The sequence below is a fragment of the Limosilactobacillus reuteri genome (assembly GCF_013694365.1).
Lineage (GTDB): Bacteria > Bacillota > Bacilli > Lactobacillales > Lactobacillaceae > Limosilactobacillus > Limosilactobacillus reuteri_E.
The window spans coordinates 1,873,527-1,892,729 of sequence record NZ_CP059275.1 but is presented as its reverse complement, the minus strand read 5'-3'; the positions used below and the strand labels follow the sequence as shown (position 1 = coordinate 1,892,729).

The 19,203-nt window shown below is 38.7% G+C and carries 17 protein-coding genes, 1 tRNA gene and 2 pseudogenes; all 20 read right to left on the bottom strand.

The features are described from left to right. Positions 1 to 16 precede the first annotated feature (16 nt). Positions 17 to 3,799, bottom strand: coding sequence for a PD-(D/E)XK nuclease family protein (locus HHK02_RS10945; protein WP_181462432.1), 3,783 nt, complete (start codon positions 3,797 to 3,799; stop codon positions 17 to 19). Beyond that, positions 3,800 to 7,978: a helicase-exonuclease AddAB subunit AddA gene (addA, locus tag HHK02_RS10940; protein WP_098035157.1), complete on the bottom strand. Its 4,179-nt coding sequence runs from the start codon at positions 7,976 to 7,978 to the stop codon at positions 3,800 to 3,802. After that, complete coding sequence (locus HHK02_RS10935; RefSeq protein WP_003675501.1) at positions 7,979 to 8,914, bottom strand: LacI family DNA-binding transcriptional regulator; 936 nt, start codon at positions 8,912 to 8,914, stop codon at positions 7,979 to 7,981. Next, a complete protein-coding gene (locus HHK02_RS10930; RefSeq protein ID WP_003670258.1) occupies positions 8,915 to 10,093 on the bottom strand; it encodes a thiolase family protein in 1,179 nt (392 codons plus the stop codon). A 261-nt stretch (positions 10,094 to 10,354) separates the two neighbouring features. After that, complete coding sequence (locus HHK02_RS10925) at positions 10,355 to 12,676, bottom strand: ATP-binding protein (RefSeq protein ID WP_181462431.1); 2,322 nt, start codon at positions 12,674 to 12,676, stop codon at positions 10,355 to 10,357. Beyond that, positions 12,677 to 12,946 carry a DUF454 family protein gene (locus HHK02_RS10920; RefSeq protein ID WP_181462430.1) on the bottom strand — a complete coding sequence of 90 codons (270 nt, stop codon included), beginning with the start codon at positions 12,944 to 12,946 and terminating at the stop codon, positions 12,677 to 12,679. Continuing rightward, positions 12,947 to 13,123, bottom strand: coding sequence for a DUF3290 family protein (locus tag HHK02_RS10915; RefSeq protein ID WP_231124851.1), 177 nt, complete (start codon positions 13,121 to 13,123; stop codon positions 12,947 to 12,949). Next, positions 13,124 to 13,324 (bottom strand): annotated as a pseudogene (locus HHK02_RS10910) (DUF3290 family protein); the annotation flags it as partial. 3 nt (positions 13,325 to 13,327) lie between these two features. Beyond that, a pseudogene (locus HHK02_RS10905) lies at positions 13,328 to 13,744 on the bottom strand (DUF421 domain-containing protein); the annotation flags it as partial. Then, entirely contained in the window at positions 13,745 to 13,951 is a 207-nt protein-coding gene (locus HHK02_RS10900) for a YetF domain-containing protein (protein ID WP_414601681.1), read from the bottom strand. Next, on the bottom strand, positions 13,952 to 14,815 hold the full coding sequence (locus tag HHK02_RS10895) for an alpha/beta hydrolase (protein WP_078009781.1): 864 nt from the start codon (positions 14,813 to 14,815) through the stop codon (positions 13,952 to 13,954). It abuts the gene before it with no gap. Continuing rightward, complete coding sequence (locus HHK02_RS10890) at positions 14,816 to 14,971, bottom strand: hypothetical protein (protein ID WP_004562257.1); 156 nt, start codon at positions 14,969 to 14,971, stop codon at positions 14,816 to 14,818. Further along, entirely contained in the window at positions 14,972 to 15,454 is a 483-nt protein-coding gene (locus HHK02_RS10885) for a nucleoside 2-deoxyribosyltransferase (protein ID WP_078009782.1), read from the bottom strand. It abuts the gene before it with no gap. Next, on the bottom strand, positions 15,455 to 16,273 hold the full coding sequence (locus HHK02_RS10880) for an HAD-IIB family hydrolase (protein WP_163622322.1): 819 nt from the start codon (positions 16,271 to 16,273) through the stop codon (positions 15,455 to 15,457). Next, positions 16,274 to 16,636 (bottom strand): LapA family protein, encoded by a 363-nt coding sequence (locus HHK02_RS10875; protein ID WP_181462429.1) that lies wholly within the window; start codon positions 16,634 to 16,636, stop codon positions 16,274 to 16,276. It lies immediately after the preceding gene. Continuing rightward, a tRNA-Arg gene (locus HHK02_RS10870) sits at positions 16,637 to 16,708 on the bottom strand. A gap of 120 nt (positions 16,709 to 16,828) precedes the next feature. Continuing rightward, on the bottom strand, positions 16,829 to 17,194 hold the full coding sequence (locus tag HHK02_RS10865) for a type II toxin-antitoxin system RelE/ParE family toxin (protein ID WP_078009784.1): 366 nt from the start codon (positions 17,192 to 17,194) through the stop codon (positions 16,829 to 16,831). Continuing rightward, positions 17,195 to 17,467, bottom strand: a complete 273-nt coding sequence (locus HHK02_RS10860; protein ID WP_181462428.1) for a helix-turn-helix domain-containing protein — start codon at positions 17,465 to 17,467, stop codon at positions 17,195 to 17,197. After that, entirely contained in the window at positions 17,468 to 18,328 is an 861-nt protein-coding gene (locus tag HHK02_RS10855; RefSeq protein ID WP_181462427.1) for an alpha/beta hydrolase, read from the bottom strand. Next, positions 18,329 to 18,976 carry a DsbA family oxidoreductase gene (locus tag HHK02_RS10850; RefSeq protein WP_181462426.1) on the bottom strand — a complete coding sequence of 216 codons (648 nt, stop codon included), beginning with the start codon at positions 18,974 to 18,976 and terminating at the stop codon, positions 18,329 to 18,331. Positions 18,977 to 19,203: the final 227 nt, after the last annotated feature.

Here is a 19,203-nt window from a genome sequence, read left to right as displayed (position 1 = left end):
AATCTTAGGTTGTTTATTACTTCTTATCCTCCTCATCATCGTCTTGAACTGCATTATCAAATGCTTCTTTTGCTAAATTAGGATTTAGGTCGCGGTAGTTTTGCTGGTCAAGCATATTATCAAACTGAAATACGTCTAAAAAGTCACTGTAATCAAGTCCTGTACGACGGTTGCTTCCAGTTAATAACCGGTAAGGATTCAGTTTCAAGTCACCACTCAAAATTTGATTACCCGCATTAATCACAAGTTCCTTATTCATGTTTTGCAACCAATCAAGTTGCTGCGGCGTAACGAGAAGCGCTTCTTTATTAGCTTTAATTTTTCCATTCTTATATTCCTTAAGGGGGTATAAGAATGCCTGTTTATCTAAACTCTTATCTAACTCCCGCAATAATTGTGGATCATTCAAGAGGATTCCCTTGTATTGGTGCTCTTTTAATTTCAAATCATCGAGGGAACTTTTCTTTAACTCGGCAGCCTTAATTGTCGGATTATTCAAACGAAGATATAATGCCCCTGCCAGTCGTGAATTATTCGTTTCCAATTCAGCTAAGTTTGCCTGTAACCCATTAAGGTAGGTTAAAAGTTGGAGAGAGAGCCCATAATAAGCCGAAGTGAGGTCAAAAAGATGATTACTCGACTTATAGTCAACAACCGTCAAGAAATTGTCGTTTCCTTGCTTAAGATTATCGATTCGGTCAATTCGTCCCCGCAGATAAATATGATGATTATCTTTAAGCGGATAATCAAGAGAGCCAAGGTTGCCCGGCTGCTGGTTACCAATTCTTCCAAACTGAACTTCGGTTTTAACTGGTTGTGAGCCGGTATATTCAGCTTGGCGGCATAATGTAATTAACATTGTTTTAACAATTGCGGTTAATTGTTGATATTGGAATTGGGCTTGGGCTGAAGAATTAATGAGACGCAATAAAGTTGGCTGATTCTTTTGAGCTGTAACTAATGCATGGTCAATCAGCTGGTCACGTTGCATCTGATTATCTTTGTGGGCAAGATCTGCAAATGACGAATTATTTTCTCGAATTGTTGTAACAAAAGTCTCCATCGCTTTATGGAAGAAGGTGCCGATACGGTCATTAGATAAGGTTAACTCATCTCGTTTTTGCAACCGTAAACCATACTTAAGGAAATATTCGTACTGATTAATATAAAAATCTTGTAACTGCGAGATTGAGGCATATAATACCCGTCCACGCTCATCATCGGGTGCCGTTCGGAGATAAAGTGCCTGAGCCAATTTATTTCCCAGGGAATCAATCTTGTTTTGATAATGAAAGCCCGCAGCAACTAAAGATAGACGCTGACCTAGTGATATTCCTTCTGCTTGAACCTTAGTATCTGCTGATTGTTGCCATTGCTTAGCTAACTTAACCAACGATTCAGCAACTGTTTGCCATCCAACGGGCATAACCGGTTGACGATCAATGCCAACTCCTTGCTCATCACGAATTTGCCGGCTAACTTCGACTAACCGGTTTATTGTTGCGAGTGGGGCACTTACAAAATCAATAGCATTCTCTTGTCCGGCCTTGCTAGTAGCTAATGGATATTCACAAACAGGTTGACCAAAGTAGCGAGCCATATCATGCATATATGGCGATATACTGAGTTCCTTATCATCACTATCAGTTTGCGGTGCCGAGAAAATCAACTGTTCCTTAGCGTTCATAAAACCAGTATAGTGAACAAATGGCTCATCAATCAGTTGGTCAATTGCCGTTCCAGGAAGGTATTGGAAATCTTCATCAAGATAAGCACTCAAAACATCCTTATCTTGGTCAGTTAGCAAACTATCACTTTCTTGCATTTCTGGCATCACATCATCAGTCGATCCAATCATAAAAACTACTTTTCGATTTTCACTTTGGACAATTCCCGTTTCAGAGACTACCACTTGATCTAACGTTGCCGGAATCTGGGAATACTGGGCAGCCGCAAACCCTGCCTGGAGCAATTCACTAAAATCTGCAAGGACCTCACTAGTTCCATCCCGTAGTTCTTGTTGGCCCAAGATTTCCACATATTCTTGGAGAATTTGGCAAAAGGTAGTCCAGACTTGTTGTGGTTGACGCGCAAGGTCTAAATCTCGGGTACTTTGGTATTGTTGCCAAGCGTATAACCGGTCTGTAACTCCCATAGCGGCCAAGAACTGGTATAACGCAGTGGCAAGTTCTTGGCCTGATTGTGCTTGTTTAAACTGGTCGAAAACTGGCAATAAGTGATTCGCAACAAAATCTTTTACAAGGGCTAACTGGTCATTTAATTTTTTCAACCGTGATTGCGCATATTTTGGATCTGTTAGGTTCGTTCCGGGTGCCTGCCATAATTGCTTAATCTTTTCTGGATCATTAGTTGTCCAAGCACTTTTTCCTTCAATTGCCTGCTTAAGGCACCAATTCTCAGTGGCGAAAACAGCTGCTTGGAAATCACTTAGCCCCATCAGATCGCCAGTGCCTGTCCGTGGAACAAGTAACCATGTCTTCAGCAATTGGATGATATCTGCTGTTCGATAGCCCCGCTGCGGTAATTCTAATAATGTCGTAAGAAGTGTTACTAGTGGATGGTTATCCATCAAGCGTTCATGGTCATTAAAAACTGGAATATTATGTGCCGCAAAAACTGGTTCAATCATTGTCTGATAGCCGTCAAGGTGGCGACTAAGAATAAGAAAATCACGATAACGATATTTACCACTAGCAACTAATTGGCGAATCTTGGTGGCCACATTATTCAATTCAGTCATCCGATTGGTAGTTGTCATAAATTGAATATTTGGGGGATAAGAAAGGTCTTCCCGCTCGCTGGGGCCAATTGGTTCGCTTGCATAACGCTTAAAATACGAATCAACTTGTTGTAATTCCGCACCAACACGAGGAGTCGTCGCAAACGCTACATTTTGCAAAACCTTTACTTCTTTTTGATGCATTTGACCAAATTTCCACAAACGGTGAAATTGCATCGCGGAGGAATAAAACAAGTTATTTTTAGGAGGAAGTTCCTGGGGATTTGGATGGTTCTGATCTGGATATCCACGATCAAGAGTTAAAGAAATAGTTGTCGATGCGGCATTCGTAATTAATGCATCCACTACCTGTTGCTCATTTGCAGTAAACTGAGCAAAACGGTCAATAAAGAAGTGCATCTTAGCAGCTTCTGGTGATTTTTGAAGGTAAGACACTAATTGCCGATATAACTCACTATTACCAATGTACCGGTCCCGTAGCCGATCTTCATAAGCATGATATATAATCTCAACATCATGCATTTTAGCAAGCCACGCCTGATTAGCTGCTGGGTCATTCGCGGACTTCACCCGGGAAATAATATCAGTTAAGTCATCGGCGGTTATGTTAGCATTTTTTAATTCTTCAAGCTGAGCTGTCATCTTTTGAATAAAGCCAGGTTGTTTTACTTCGCTTGCATATAAACGGAGCTCACTTGCCTGTTCTTGAACAACTTGGGAAGTGAGCATCGCCATCCCGATTTTAGAAAGGTGTTGTTTTTGAAAAGCTGGAGTATCTCGTAAAAGGTACCAAGCAAGCCGGCTAAACGAAAGTACCTGTATGCGTGAAGAGGCGAATCTGTCACTTCCGCTAAATCCTTGACGATCACGAAGACCAGCAAGGACATTAATTTCAGTTTCAAACTTAATATGGTTAGGCACCAAATAATAAAAGCTCTCATCAGCAGATGCATTCTTTATCTGGTCAACTAATTGATCAATCAACACTTGCTGATGATCCATCGCTGCTGTTCCTAAAACAAATCCCAGGGTTCCCATCTAATCACCCTCTTTTGTAAATAACACGAACTCTCCTAATTCTAACAGGTAAAGCCCCATTTGGACAACTGGAATCCCTTCCATTAAGTTCAAAGCTTCTTTATAGAGCTCTAATTGTCCTCGGTAGCGATCCTTTATCCGTGCTAAATCAAAGTCGCGATAATCTTTGTTAAGGTGATCAGTTTTATAATCAACCAGAACAATGCCCTCGTCATTTTTTAAGTAACCATCAATGATTCCGTGAATTAAAATGCGTTCATCATCACTAACATTTACCCCTTTAAATAATTCATGACCATTCATAATCATTGAGAACGGCACTTCACGATGATAATCTGCGGGATGCTTTAAGATCTTTTGACCAACCTCAGTCTGATAAAAGTCCACTATTCCTTTCCGGTTGATCCGTGCTGCTACAACTGGATTGATCAGTTTTTTTCCTACTAATTTTTGAATTTCTTGATTAACAAATTCAACGTTAATCGGACCTTCATCAAGCGGAAGTTTTTGGAAAACAAGGTGAGTTGCTGTTCCAATTTCTGTTGCCACGGGTTCATGAGTAGTCTGCTGAATGAAAGCTGGAACGTCAAAGTTATTATTTAAGTAAATCCCTTGCGTCTTTACCCTTTGTTGTTGATCATAATCCCACCGCGCCATATCACGTGTGTCAGGATCTTCAAAGACTCGTTTTACATCTGTAACAGATTGGTAAGCAGTTGTTTTAGTAGCGACAAGATGGGGGTAACGATAACGCAAAATTTGATCAATCTTTTGTTCAGAAGCATCAGTTGCGACTGTATTGTTCTTTTCCGTTACATTAGCACTAGCATTTTGCCCAATTTTTGCCAATCCATCGCTAACATCAAGTGCGGTATATGTTTTTGCAATAAAGTGAGGATCAGCCGCCAAACCAGTAACTTTAGTATCAGCAAGAGTACTTTTTTCTAGCGTGACATTTCCACGACTCAATTGTTGCGCGTTGAATTCTGGATAACGAGCTAGTGCAAGGCCAACCCAGTCCATAAATGAATTTGCAGTGATCCGTGGTTGCGGGCCAATTAGTAAATTCTTACTCTGATATGCTTTCTGCCACCGTTGCCATGAACCAACAAGACTCTGTGTCCGCATTTCTTCATTAAAGGATCCCGTAATAATTAACCGCTGTTCTGCGCGGGTCAATGCAACATAGAGAACCCGAAGATCTTCTGCTCGTTCGCCGCGCTGGATCTCTTCAATCACTGCTTGTCGTTGCGGCGTGTCATAAATGACCCGTTGATCATCCATGTAACGAATTCCTACCCCCGCAACAGCATCGACAACTGCATTTTCACGAGCTGCTCCTTTGTTAAAGCCATGTGTGGCATCAATTAGAAATACCACAGGGAATTGCAGACCCTTACTTCCGTGAATCGTCATAACATTAACCGTATTTGCAGTTAACTGTGTCGGTGCTACGCCTAAATCTTTATCATGTTCCTGCATTTTCTCAATAAAGCGAATAAATTGATAAAGACCCTTAAAACTGCTTTGTTCATAAGAGTGTGCACGTTGATAAAGGGCATGGAGGTTTGCCTGTCGTTGGTGGCCTCCTGGCATTGCTCCAACGTAATCAAGATAACCTGTTTGGTCATAGATCTGCCAAATCAAGTCAACAAGGGTTTGCTGTTGGGCTGTTTGTCGAAAAACACGAAGCAAGCCTAAGAAGTGGTCTGCTTTTTCATAGAGGGCACTTACCTGTTCAGAAGTAAGGAGCGATTGATGGTGAAGAGCCTTTCGCTGGTAATTACCCATAAATGATTGCAAGGCAGCGTAGTAATCAACAGATCGATTCTGAAGACGGATAAAAGCTAATTCTTGGTTAGTTAACCCGACAATCGGCGATCGCAAAACAGCAGCTAATGGAATATCCTGTTGTGGATTATCAATTATCTTCAACAAGGACATCATTACTCGCACTTCAGTAGCTTGAAAATAACTTTCAACATCGTGAACTGTCAATGGAATATTAAGTTTATTAAACTCTTCCATCAATGAATTATTAATTGCCTTTGTCCGCTCAAGCAAAACAATATCACCGTACTGAATTGGATGCATCTGTCCATCTTCTGGATGAAAAATTAACTCTTGATTTTCGACCATCTGCTTAATTCGCATCCCGATCATCCGAAATTCTCCAGCTAATTTATCATCCTCATGTTCAACATCTTCTTTTTCTGGATCAAGGGCATTGGCGTCATACAGTAACACTTCTGTTGGGTGAACCTTATTATCTTGATTTTCTTCGTAATAAGTTGCCGCATATTTTAAATGGGCATCTTCGTCATAATCAATTTCACCAACTTCCCTATCCATCAGTTGTTCGAAAAGGATATTGGTAAAGCTCGTCACATTAGTCATCGACCGGAAATTTTCCCCTAAAACAATCGCTTCCCCGTCGTTACCTTGACGATAGTTTTGATATTTCCCAAGAAATAATGTTGGATCAGCTTCACGGAATCGGTAAATCGATTGCTTAACATCCCCTACCATAAATAGATTCTTGCGTTCAGGAGATGTCAATTTCATCAAAATACTTTCCTGAAGGCGGTTCGTATCCTGGTATTCATCAATCATAATTTCTTGATAATGATTTTGCAGATCTTTGACGAGGGTTTGCCAGTTTGGCTGGTCGTCTGGTGGCGTTAAAATAGCGTACGCGTAGTGTTCCAAGTCACTAAACTCAAGGACATGCCGATTTAACTTGGTTTGTTGATACCGTCGACGGAAATTAATCGTTACCGCACTCAATTCGCGTAAAAGTTCCTGGGCATTCGTTGAAATTAATCGAAATTGGTCTTCACGATAATTAAAGAAGCGATCAACCAACTGATCAAATTGCTTTTTTATCCCCGTTCGAGTACTTCCCAGTGATTTATATACTTCTTCAGCTAGCTCATCGTCTTTCGGTTTGCCGCCCATTCGTGCAAATTTAGCATTAGCAAATAAGTCCCGAATAGTATTCCAGGTAGGTGGTTGCAATAAGTCTAAAAGCTCCTGCATCATCTGCTGGTCTTTTTGCAATGAATCAACAGTTTTAGCGTCTAATTGACTTTCAGTTGCTTTGCTTAACAAGGCTGTAAATTGATCACGAAAAGTCGTTAGCTCAGTTAGCAATTCTTCTTTTGCAATTGGTTCCTGTGCTTCCTGCTTTCCCAAGTAAATACTAACTGTTTGTTCCCACTGCTTCTTTAGCTGATTACGCTGCTTTTGAATGTCTTTAAATACATCAATCCGTGGATCATCTGCCGCTGGTCGTCCCCGAAAACTACCAAATTTTTGCTGCGCCATCATTTGACAAACATCACTGACGGTAATCCCCCCGAGTGAAGAAAGAAGTTGATGCATCAATTCTTCATCACTTTTAATAACTTCGGCTGCTTGATCTAGACCGTTGTCACTAGCTCTTGTTACTAATTCACGATAATCTTGAATGAGCTGATTGAGCTTTTCGATAACCAGGGGCTTTAGCTGTTGTTGATAAAAATTAGATTCTAATAGTGAGCCAGACCCTAAATCATAATTATCTGGTAATTTTTGGAGCCACTTTTCGGGATCAGGTTGGGCATTAGCAATTTCATATAACCGTAAAATCAAGTCGTCGAGTCCTTGGTCATCACGGTCACTAGAAAAGTTGAGGACTAGTTCGCTAAAGGAAGCTCTGCCCGGAACTTTTTCTTCAGCGTTTTTATACAGTTCTTCACTAACTTCATGCCAGACATCTTCTTGAAGTAATAACCGCTCTGTTTCATCAGTTAAGAGCCGAAATTGTGGATCAAGGTTAATCAAGTAATAGTACCGCTTTATTAACTTTAAACAAAAAGCATGAATTGTACTAATATCTGCAGCCGCAAGCCGGTTAATTTGATTACTCATCCGGTCACGTAAATCTTTGGGATTAGCTGAATCTTGTACTATTTTCTGCAAGGCTGCCCTGATTTTATCCCGCATATTCTTTGCTGCGGCGTCCGTAAATGTTACGAGCAGCATTCGATCAATGCTTTGCCCTTCTTTAATCAATTCAATTGTCCGATTTACTAGCACAGCCGTTTTTCCTGATCCCGCGGAAGCTGAAACTAGGATATTTTCGCCACGGTCATTTATCGCCTTGGATTGAGCAGGCGTTGGTTTAAATCCAGCCATTCAACTATTTATTTTAAAATCAACGATTCGGAATTGCTCTTCTGGATTAAAAAGTAATTCAACAGCTTGTTGACCCAATTTGCGGGGTTGTAAGTCAACCTTCTCTTCTTGATTAATTAACATCCCCATCAACCGACTATTGTTAAAACAAATAGTTGGTAAATTAAATTCTTGTAGTTGCCGTATTAATCGTACCAGCAACAAGTCATCAACACAAACAATTGAATCGATTTGCGGATGTTGTTTAATAAAATCTTTAACTGCGGTCCCCGTTGGTGAATATCGCCAGCTAAGAGCAGGAAGGTGATGATTTTGCATACTCTGCTCATAACCTTGATGCCTATCCTGTTCAAATACCCAATTACTTGCAGATTGAAGAAAGACGGGGTGACTAGCCTCCTGATGATCCATCAGATAATCAGTCGCCGCTTGCCCTGCCGCTACGTTATCATTGTCGACAAAGCGATCTTGGGCCTTGTCTGGATGACCGATTACCACAAAATTAAGGTTATTTTGGCGCAGGTAATTAGTAATGGGGTCATCTTTAACCGTATAAAGTACTAAAAAGTTATGCACCTTGGACTGTTCGACCATCGATTTTACGCTTTGCAAAAGGTCGGTCGTAGTTGGCGCAATTGCCACAACCATTTCATAGTGAATCGGCTTTAATGCCATGCTAATTCCCCGTAATAAGTCAATATGAAACGGATTGGCAGGCGCAGTATCACTGGTTACTGGAAAAATAATTCCGACCATGTTTGACTCGCCCCGTGTTAAGTTCTGTGCATTGTAATTTGGTTGATATCCCATCTCTTTAGCAATCGTCGCTATTTGTTGTCGTGTTTTTTCACTAATTCGTGGATTATGGTTTAAAGCTCGAGAAGCAGTCGAAACCGATACCCCTGCTTTCTGTGCAATATCCTTAATTGTCGCCAACTAAATTTTCTTAAGCAGAACCGCTTCACCCATTCCGCCCCCGACACACAGCGAAGCAATGCCGAGTTCATGATTATCCCAATGCATTTCATTAATCATCGTGACGATAATTCGCGCGCCTGAACACCCAACTGGATGGCCTAACGCAATTGCTCCACCCCAAGGATTGACAGCACTAGGATCAAGATGAAGCAAGTCCTGACAGACAAGGGCTTGGGTCGCAAACGCTTCATTAATTTCGTAAGTATCCACGTCATCCGCCGCCATCTGCTGATTTTTTAAGAGCTTATTGATTGCATAATATGGTCCCAGACCCATCAATGCTGGATCAAGACCAACAACTGTAGATCCTTGCCACTCAGCCAATGGAGTTAATCCTAATTGATTGACTGCACTTTCAGAAGCAAGAACCAAAGCAGCTCCCCCATCATTAATTCCCGAGGCATTTCCTGCAGTCACACTTCCGTCAGATTTAAAAGCTGGTTTTAATTTTGCTAAAGCCACTAGGGAAGTATCTGGTCGTGGTGCTTCGTCAACCTTTACAGTTACAGTGGTTCGTTTCTGCTTAACTTCAACGGGCACAATTTCTGAATCGAAATAGCCTGCTTTTTGAGCTTTTACTGCACGTTGATGGCTCAACAAAGCAAATTCGTCTTGCTGGCGACGAGTAATCTGATACTTATCATTGATATTTTCAGCAGTAATTCCCATTGGATAACCGCCATAAACGTCATTTAAAGCATCACTTTGCATTGCATCAAGTAAGGTTCCATTCCCAAACCGATAACCATTCCGTGCTTTAGGAAGAACATATGGGGCTTGGGACATACTTTCCATCCCCCCAGCAACAATTACATTAGCCTGTCCTGCACGAATTAAACTTGCTGCCAGGTTAACACTGGACATTCCCGACGCACAGACGTCATTAATCGTTATTGCCGGAACCTGCTCACCTAAGCCAGCGGCCATTGATGCTTGACGAGCTGGATTTTGTCCCGTTCCTGCTTGAATAACATTCCCCATTAATACTTGGTCAATATCGTTTCCGCTGAGCTTTGCCTTTTCAACAGCCGCTTTAATTGCAATCGCTCCTAATTCAACTGCAGACTTTGAAGCTAACTGACCGTTAAACTTACCGATTGGTGTTCGCTGAGCAGCAACAATGTAAACCTTCTCCATGCGTTAGTGTAAGATTTTCATAGGTTGGATGAATAATTCATCTGGTCGTGGAAATCTTTTTTGTAGACCAATTTACTTATTTACAAAAAAAGAAAAGACCAGTAGCCTTTAGTGTGTCGAATACTAAGCATTGGAGCAGTACAAGGAATAATTCCGATTAACACGGCCACAAGTAGACCAATGGGACAACTTTTTAAGGCACTAACCCACTAAAACTGTATATTTAAAGGCTACCTATGAAAACTTGACAGATACATATTTTTAGCCAAATAATCGTGCCCAGAATCCCTTCTTTTGTTCTTTAACAGGCGATTCTGTAACTTTTTCAGCTGTATTCGTAGTTAACGTTTCCTCATTTGCTTCGTTTCCCGCACTATCTTCAGCATATGGGTTGCGTTCACCAATCCATTTAAAGAATTCATCAGCTTTAATTTCCACAAATTTGCCACGCTTGCCATTGATACCATCCACACAGAGTTCAATTGGCAGTGCATTCCGGTACTTTTCAATACTATCGGCAGTAAAACCATTGAAAGTATTAAGCTTCGAGATATCAAATAACAAGCTATGATCTTGTTGCCGATATTTAAAGTCTTCTTCCTGTGTTAGGTAAAGTTTAGCCCACCGGTTACGCGAACTTTCCTTAAAGTCATCACAGATTTCATCCGCAAAGTAAGGAGGTACTTCCATATCCGCCATTTGATAGTAATCGCGGAAAATCTTACGGGTATTTGCTAAGAAGTCAAGTTTACCAGTCTTTTCATCGAATGCGCGCCATGGCGTTTCATCGTCCTCTAGTAAGCTTGCCATCCGCATTACAAAGTCCTTAAACAGCGTATTATTTAAGGTTTGTCGTACATTATAGATATATTTATTGGCTTCACCTTTTTGCTGGTCATCGATAACCTTATCAATTTGGAGATAATAAGTTCGCCGTGCAGTTTCACGTAGCATAGTAAAACCAGAATCATAGTTAGTTGTTCCGATTAATGGCGCAATTGCATGTGGATTGTTAACCAATTCATTCATCGTATCAACAACTAAGTGTCGACTATATTGATCTTGTTGGAAGAAGTATGGTTCAATCTCATCCATTAAAACGGGGTATGAACTTCCAAGCTTCATGTAGTGCTCAATTGCATCAACAGTTTTTGCTTTTTTCTGCGGTGTATCTGTAGGATAGATAGTCCCAAAATCAATTAATGACCGATCAGTGTTCCATGTCAATTGATTAATAATCCGTAATAGGGTTGACTTTCCAGAACCAGCAGTTGCTCCTAGAATCAAGAAGTTAGGAATATCATTCCCATCTTCAGGATTCAAACTAGCTTTCGCACGAATTTCCCATAAAAATGGTGCCGTAAAACTATATAAAATAGCTTCATAGAATCGCTTGCCATAATCATCATTGTAGTCAACAACGTATTGCTGATACCCTTTTAATACCGCATCAATACTCTTTAAGCCATCACGAATTTGACTAATAGTCGCAATCTTTCCAAATTGAATTGGGTGCGTGCCTGTATCATTCGGTACGTACAGGCCACTATTATTGTTAACCAGATTTCTTTCCATCGGACGATCATATAAGAACGTTGTATACTTCTTCTCTGCTGACCGTTGTTGTGGTGTCATACCGCTAATCAAAGCATCCTGAACTTGTTTAAAAATCTTTTCGCGCGATTTCAATTTTGGCTTAGCTGCTCGTGGCGATACAGCTGTTTTTTGCAAAGTGTAAATTGTATCGTGTTGTTGAATTTGTCGTTCTGCTTCTTCTTTATCTTGAGAGCGGTTAGTCGTAATATCTCGCATCGACTTAGTAATCATTGCGGGAATTTTATTTTCATCAATTTGTTTTTGAACGTCATGACTAATCAAGTCGGTCATATCTGCCGCTGCGATTTGATCGGTAACTTCATTATCAAGAATTACAACCGCATTCTTAGTTCCTTTAGTATCTTTCAAGCTCTCATCAATTTGATTTTGTGCTGCATTTAAAAGATTTTCAGTAAAAAATGGTCGTAATACTGGCTTGATATCATTCTTATAGTGGTTATCAAGATTTTGAAATAGCCGAATGTCATCATCAAAGACTAATATTTCTTCATATTGGTTACGCTCTTTATCAAATGAAGCACTGTCCAAGTTAAGACTTCCCAAAATCACACGAGTATCATGGGTCTCGGAATTACTTAGGAGGTAAAAACGTGAATGGATAGCCTGAGTTGGTGCAATTGCAACTTGAAAAAGATTGTTCAATACGTTTGCTTGATTGTCGCTAGTTAATGCTTCAAAGACTTTAGCAGGCTTTTTATTAGCAGCAGATAGCAATGCATTGGTTAAAGCTACCTTAGTGATCACTTCATCACCAGTTTTAGCTTCATAATTTTCAGGGCTGCTCAGTGCAACTTCGACTTTAATGAATCGACTTAGATACTGATTAATAAAGTCGGCAGTCACGTTACCAGTAACTGCTGTTAAACGATTGAACTTATTAGCATCAAAAAGCTGGCTAATCTTTAATGGTGGAGTATCCTGACCATTAAAAACAATATGAATCTTTTTTAGATCTAAATCTGTCATTTATTTATTATTAATTTTTTGTGCCCTTTGTTTCGGATTGTGTTTCAAATTTTCAAGCCGATTTACCAAGGGTTTTGCATATTTTATGTAGAGTGGATTACTAAGGAGCCAGTTGTGAAAACGTGGTGAAATTTTAGTAATACACCATATTGTGAGGAGGAAGAATGGAACCTGGGGAATAACAGGGAGAAGCATCCCAATTATACCACCGACGAATAAAATACTCCCTAACAAGATCCATCCAAGTTTTAATACTAATTTTAAGATCATTTACTGTGTGGTACTTTTTTCCATATCGGTAACTTGAGAGCCAATAAAAAGCAACAATAGTAAAAAGAAAATTATTCCTAGATCACGATAACGGGTAATAAGACGATGTCGTAAATATAAAAGTGTCATTACTGCAATCAAGAGTGCAAAAATGATAATAGCAACCCCTTTTTTCATCTACTTCATTAAATTAACCTGATGATTAACAACATATGCTCGTGTAAGGGTATAATTATCCCCTGTTTGACTTAAATTGACACGGTAATCACGATCTTCAATTCGGACAAGAATCCCATCCGTTAAAGTTGTGGAGTTAACAACTACTTTTTGCGGAGAAACATTATGGTCCCGAGCGACTGCCTTAATAAAGGGAATCATTTATTCTAAAATTCCTCTCTTGACTTTAGCAACTTCATAAATCCCATGACCACGAAGACGAAACATAAGGTCATTAGCACTAATTCCTGCACGCATACAATTCTCTACTAATACTTTGCCATTCTGAATTAATATTTGTGGTCGTCCATCAATGATTCTTCTTACCCAAATATTATGATCCTTTGCAAACTTTACAATAAATACAATTAATGTCCAAATCAAGAGTACCATTATAAACTCAAGGACAGAAATATCACTATTGTAGATAATTCCGCCAATAATCCCACCTAAAACATAATTTTGGACTTGATCAATGGCAGAAGTTGGCGCAAGATTCCCTTTTCCCAATAAATTAATCTGAAGAATCAAACATAGCATACCAAGAACAAACTTTATAATGATTAACGAATAGGTATCCATTTAAGCTTTTGGATATGGTATTAAAGTTAATTTGCCATTAATATATTCGCCAAGATAGATATCATCAACACTGCCATATCCTGCTTTATGGATTTGTTCAAATACCCACTGTTCATCATGATGGATCAATTCCATTACGTCAATATTGATCTGTCCATCATTAATTAGTGGGAAGCGAACATTAGCTTCATCATTTTCGATGATCACTTAATTCCTTCCCCATAAAATGTTAGCGATATTGTTTAAAATTTTTGTGCGGCGATGTAATTGAAAATGAGTAGTTTTTGGATATACTTTTTGATGATACCTAATCGATGGATGAGCTTTAATTAATGATTTTAACATTTCCGATTGGATATGCGGAACAGCTCCATCAGTTGTTTTACTGCCTTCTTCACTACCCATTAAATTATAAATTTCAACTGGATAATTTAATTGCCAATTTTTCATCTCTAAAAATAATTGGTGAAAATTCTTGTCTGTCGATTTATTAACTAAATGATAGCGATATTTTAACTGATCGCTAAGACTTTCTTCAACTGGTACCCCTAAAAAGACTACTTTATTTAACCGCATATGATCTTGAAGATATTTTGAACCCATATAAGCATGAATGAATTCTGTGCCTCCATATGAGTGGGCAACAACATTAATTTTCTGCATATGGTAGTGTTTCTGCAAATAGTTCAAAACAGTCGTCAGTTGCTTGATTTGTGGATGGTAAGTACCATTATAGTTCCAAGCAAATAAAACTTGAATTAAGGCATTCTTTTGCCCATGAAAGTCTCCTTCAGTCCAGATACGTCTGTTAGGGGCAACCCAGATCATTAAAACTTTTTGTGCAATGTTTTTCTGCTGATAGTACTTAATCATCTTATTATAAGTAACCGTACTTCCGCCCCAACCAGGAATAAGTAACGTAGGAACAGAAGAATACTCTATTTTATCTTGGTAATTTTGTGGTGATAAGGGTTGTCCAGGTGTTCCTCGTAGTAAGAAACCCTGAATACCAAAAGCAAGAAGAATTAGGCTACCAATACTAATTCCGGCAATTTTTAAAGATTTTTTCATTTAATCTTTTCTGAGAGCTGTGTTAATTAATTGCTTGGCTGCCTTTGAAACTGAAATACCTTTTTTATCTGCATACTCTTTTAATTGTTGGTATATAGCTAAGTCATCCGGCCCACGCCATATAATTCCTGTTACTTGACCATGTTCTTTATTCATTTAATATACTCCACCATCGTAGAAATTGTAAGATGGTTTATTAAAATCGTAATTAGGAAGTTCCGACATTTTAATGAAATTATCTGCAATTCCCCAACTCATTAAATTAATTGGTTTACCAAAGTCTTCATCAGGAATCACTACCATAATATATTTACCTAGTGCGCGTGCCATTCCTAATTCAACACCCATTCCTACATCTTCTTCTTCAGGAATGTAGACTGCTAAAAGCATATCAGAAGTTGAAACACCTACTCGATCACCATTGTAAGTTGCTGTACTCCATTCGCGATCTTGCAAAAGCTCTGGATGTTCATCAACACGTAATCCTTTATATTGATGTTGTAATGGCACATAAGAATTCTCTACATCTACTGTAGGGTTATCCTTAATTGCATTCATTGCATCCTCATAAGCTTTATTTTGCTTGTCAGTAAACCACCCGGCACAGAAATATACTGTCTTACTTTTTTGATTTGTCATTTAACGGTTAATAAATTGATATTCAATCTCTGATAATAGACCAGTATGATTATTATCGTATCTTGTAACTTTATCAGCAACTTTTAGTAGGTCATCAGTAGCATTTTTCATTGCATATCCATAACCAACTTCTGATAACATCTCAATATCGTTTGAAGTATCTCCAAAAGCAACTACTTGATCTAGAGTTCCGTTCAAGTAATTTTCAACTAGTCTTTTTAATCCCAAGGCTTTATTTACGCCTGCCGGCAGGATATCAATGCCATAAGCTCCACTATAAGTCGCTTGAATTAAGTTTGGAAACTGCTCATTTAATTGATTTACATATCCTTGGATAATAGTTTGGGATAATTTGCGTTTGGCCCAACCAATGTTTAAGTTATAAATTGGCTCAATGATTTTTTGAAGGTCAGAAAAATATGTGTGGTGGGGATAAAAAGGGACTGGAACATCGCGATACTGCTCGGCAAGGATTGTTTGTGTTTCGCCAGATAAAGATAGGATGTCAGGGCTAGGAAACGTATGCTTAATAAAAGCATAAAGTTGTTGCAACGTCGCAATTGAATGAGTCTTGCCGTATACAGATTTGCCGTTTATTATCAGTCGTCCGCCATTTTCTGCTATAAATTCTGTTACAAGTGGGCACGGTTGAAAAATCGTTGACAATGCATCGTAACTATTCCCACTTGCAATAATAAAGTGATAGTTTTGTCGTTGTAATAGTTCAATATCTTTATTTAAACGGTTAACGTCGAATTTATCATTATCATCTAGTAAGGTGCCATCAACATCGATCGCAATAAAACGGTATTTTCCCATTTAATTTGTAGAAGAATCTTGTGGCTTTTCTACAGTAGTTTTACTTTTAAGTTGTTTCCTTAACTGTGTATTTTCTTTTTGCAGTTGGTCAATCTTTTTTTGATACTTTTTTAATTCGTCCTTACTAACACGCGATGATTGTAATTCTTTTAATTGCTTATTAGTTTTGAGGTGATTAGAAAATGATAGCAAGTAAATAATAATAGCCCCAATAAGTAAACAGATAAAGATTAGCAGCACTAGTGGCATTTTTACTTGTGCTCCAAAAAGATTGACTACTACAGTTGCCGTATTTAATAGTGCAAAGATAGCGATTATGATCAGAATAACGATTGAAGCAATGGTTGTAGATTGCTTTTTCATTGCGTCCCCCGAGAGTCGAACTCGGATCATGAGGACCGAAATCTCATGTGCTATCCATTACACTAAGGACGCTTAAAATGGTATGAAATGGTGAAAGTTTGTAAAGCTGGGGAACATCGGCAATTTTTGTGCACCAAAAATAATCATTGCCGTAAACTTATTTGATTTAATTGAGTGTGCGGGTGCTTTCAATTATTTACCCTTCCTTTCGTACCAATCGTCAAGTAGCGACAAGGCTCTTTCTATCTGACGAGGATCTGTTTCATCCTTTTTCTTAGCATAATGATTTAATAATACAAAATTATTTTTCTTCCATACTCCATAAAATACTCTTTCTGGCATAGGTCGTAACTCCCATAGTTGATGCCTATAACCCTTTAATTTTTTTGCTTGTGGTGTATGTAACACAGGACCAAGAGCTTGTAACATCTTAATTTGATGGCGCATTTTTAAATAAATTGCTTTATCTTGCTTTTGTTTACTTTGCGAAATTTTCTCGAAATAATCACCAATTTCACTATTTCCATTTTTATCTTCGTAAAAAACTACTTCATACATCTACTTGGCTTCCATCAATGGAGAAATAGACAACTTGATTTGCAAACCTAATCCAGCAGCATATTTATTTAATGTAGGCAGCGTAGGGATTGAATCTAAATTCTCGATTTTAGCCAATTGAGGTTGTGTCATACCGATTTTTTTTGCAAATTTTGTTTGCGAAATGCCCTGTTTAATTCTTTGTACTTCTAAAAAAGACAAGGTATCAACAATCGATAATTCTTCTTTTGTTGCAGCCGTCTGATGCTTATCTATATCTTCCCATTTTCTCATCTATGGCCGGGTTAAATACTTATCTAAAAAGTCCATCACAATTTTAAATACCTGTGGTTGAAGGAATTTTACATCCATGTGACTTGCACCTTCAATTTCGTATAATTCAGTAGGAACGTTGTTTTCAACTAATGCATCATAAAGCTTTTCACTATCTTTGATTGGAACAACGACATCCTCCGTACCATGAAAGATAAGAAAGGGCGTAGAAGTAGAATTTACATACGTGAGGGGATTTGCAGCAGAATCAAGCTCGGGAGCGTTTTCAGGCTCAGCGCCAAGCAAATTACGGTAAACAAAATCAAAATCGTTTGATGCACTTCCTGTTTTAGCGGTTAAGGGATCAACTACACCATAAAAAGGAACCGCTACTTGAACATCACTGGAGTAATCTAAATTAGCACCTTTGTCGAATTGGTTAAGACCATTAGTAACACCTAACATACTTGCCATATGACCACCAGCTGATTCTCCCATCGCAATAAACCGATTAGGATCAGCTTGAAAGCGCTTGGCATTAGCTCTTATATAACGAGTAGCAGCCTTAGCATCTTCCAATTGCCCAGGAAACTGAACTTTATTGCTATCACGATATTCGACACCAACAACAATATAACCATGCCGAGCAAAATCAACCAAATTTGGCAGATGAACATTGTGATCAGTATCCATCCAGCCGCCACCAGCAAACCAAAAAATTACTGGGTAACGTGTATCATCATTAGTTTGAAAATGCCGAATGACTGAAAGCTTCAAATCTCGCGTTGTATTACCAAGCCATCCAGGAACTTGCGTATACGTAATATCTGAATCTAGCCATAAACCGTCACGTACTTGATCAACTTTAAGCGTATGTTTCATTTATTTAGTTGTATCTTTTACTTTTTTCAAGGCTTCTAAAAATACTTCATAAGGTTGTGCACCAGTGATTGAATACTTATTATTAATCACAAATAGCGGTGCACTTGGCATTCCAATCATAAATGCGCGCCGTTCATTTTTTCGAACTTCATCTTCATACTGATTAGATTCAAGAACCTTTTTAACATCAGCAACAGGTAGTCCGATTTCATTCATTGCAACAGTTAGAGCTTCATAGTCCGCGATTGATTCATTATCATTAAAATAAAGTTGATAAAGACGTTTAACAGCCTTATTAAGTAATGCTTGGTCATTTAAACTCTCAATGTATTTTATTAAGCGATGAGCAGCTAATGTATTAACAGGAATCGCATTTTCCATCTTAATTGGTAAATCAATATCGGCAGCAAGTTGATCAATTTTATGTATTTGTGTAACAGCTTCTTGCTTAGTTAGTTGATGAGTTTTTGCATAATATTCTGTCATTGATAAATTAGTTGTTGTTGGCAACGTTGGATCTAGTTGAAATGACATAAATTTTAATGGTGTCTGATCGGCAATCTTTAATTCTTTAAGCGCCCGTTGTAATTGTGTAATTCCCATATAGCAATATGGGCACGCAATATCAGCCCAGTATTGAATTTCCATTTATTCACATCGTAACATAATATGCCAGACAAAGAAGCCGACTCCAATAATTAACGCCAACCATGCCCATAGTTGCAATGGAAGATAGATAGTACACGTTAACAAGCCTAAAAACCAACTGATTAGCATCATCTAAATCGAGTAGGAGATAATTGATTAGTTCGATTATCGACCTCTCACACCACCGTACGTACGGTTCCGTATACGGCGGTTCGACAACTTAATCA

Coding starts and splice junctions, on each gene's coding strand:
- HHK02_RS10930 (WP_003670258.1), bottom strand. CDS start 10,093: ATGGAGAAGGTTTACATTGTTGCTGCTCAGCGAACACCAATCGGTAAG.
- HHK02_RS10945 (WP_181462432.1), bottom strand. CDS start 3,799: ATGGGAACCCTGGGATTTGTTTTAGGAACAGCAGCGATGGATCATCAG.
- HHK02_RS10875 (WP_181462429.1), bottom strand. CDS start 16,636: ATGAAAAAGCAATCTACAACCATTGCTTCAATCGTTATTCTGATCATA.
- HHK02_RS10925 (WP_181462431.1), bottom strand. CDS start 12,676: ATGACAGATTTAGATCTAAAAAAGATTCATATTGTTTTTAATGGTCAG.
- HHK02_RS10885 (WP_078009782.1), bottom strand. CDS start 15,454: ATGACAAATCAAAAAAGTAAGACAGTATATTTCTGTGCCGGGTGGTTT.
- HHK02_RS10895 (WP_078009781.1), bottom strand. CDS start 14,815: ATGAAAAAATCTTTAAAAATTGCCGGAATTAGTATTGGTAGCCTAATT.
- HHK02_RS10890 (WP_004562257.1), bottom strand. CDS start 14,971: ATGAATAAAGAACATGGTCAAGTAACAGGAATTATATGGCGTGGGCCG.
- HHK02_RS10860 (WP_181462428.1), bottom strand. CDS start 17,467: ATGAGAAAATGGGAAGATATAGATAAGCATCAGACGGCTGCAACAAAA.
- HHK02_RS10920 (WP_181462430.1), bottom strand. CDS start 12,946: ATGATCTTAAAATTAGTATTAAAACTTGGATGGATCTTGTTAGGGAGT.
- addA (WP_098035157.1), bottom strand. CDS start 7,978: ATGGCTGGATTTAAACCAACGCCTGCTCAATCCAAGGCGATAAATGAC.
- HHK02_RS10855 (WP_181462427.1), bottom strand. CDS start 18,328: ATGAAACATACGCTTAAAGTTGATCAAGTACGTGACGGTTTATGGCTA.
- HHK02_RS10850 (WP_181462426.1), bottom strand. CDS start 18,976: ATGGAAATTCAATACTGGGCTGATATTGCGTGCCCATATTGCTATATG.
- HHK02_RS10915 (WP_231124851.1), bottom strand. CDS start 13,123: ATGAAAAAAGGGGTTGCTATTATCATTTTTGCACTCTTGATTGCAGTA.
- HHK02_RS10880 (WP_163622322.1), bottom strand. CDS start 16,273: ATGGGAAAATACCGTTTTATTGCGATCGATGTTGATGGCACCTTACTA.
- HHK02_RS10865 (WP_078009784.1), bottom strand. CDS start 17,194: ATGTATGAAGTAGTTTTTTACGAAGATAAAAATGGAAATAGTGAAATT.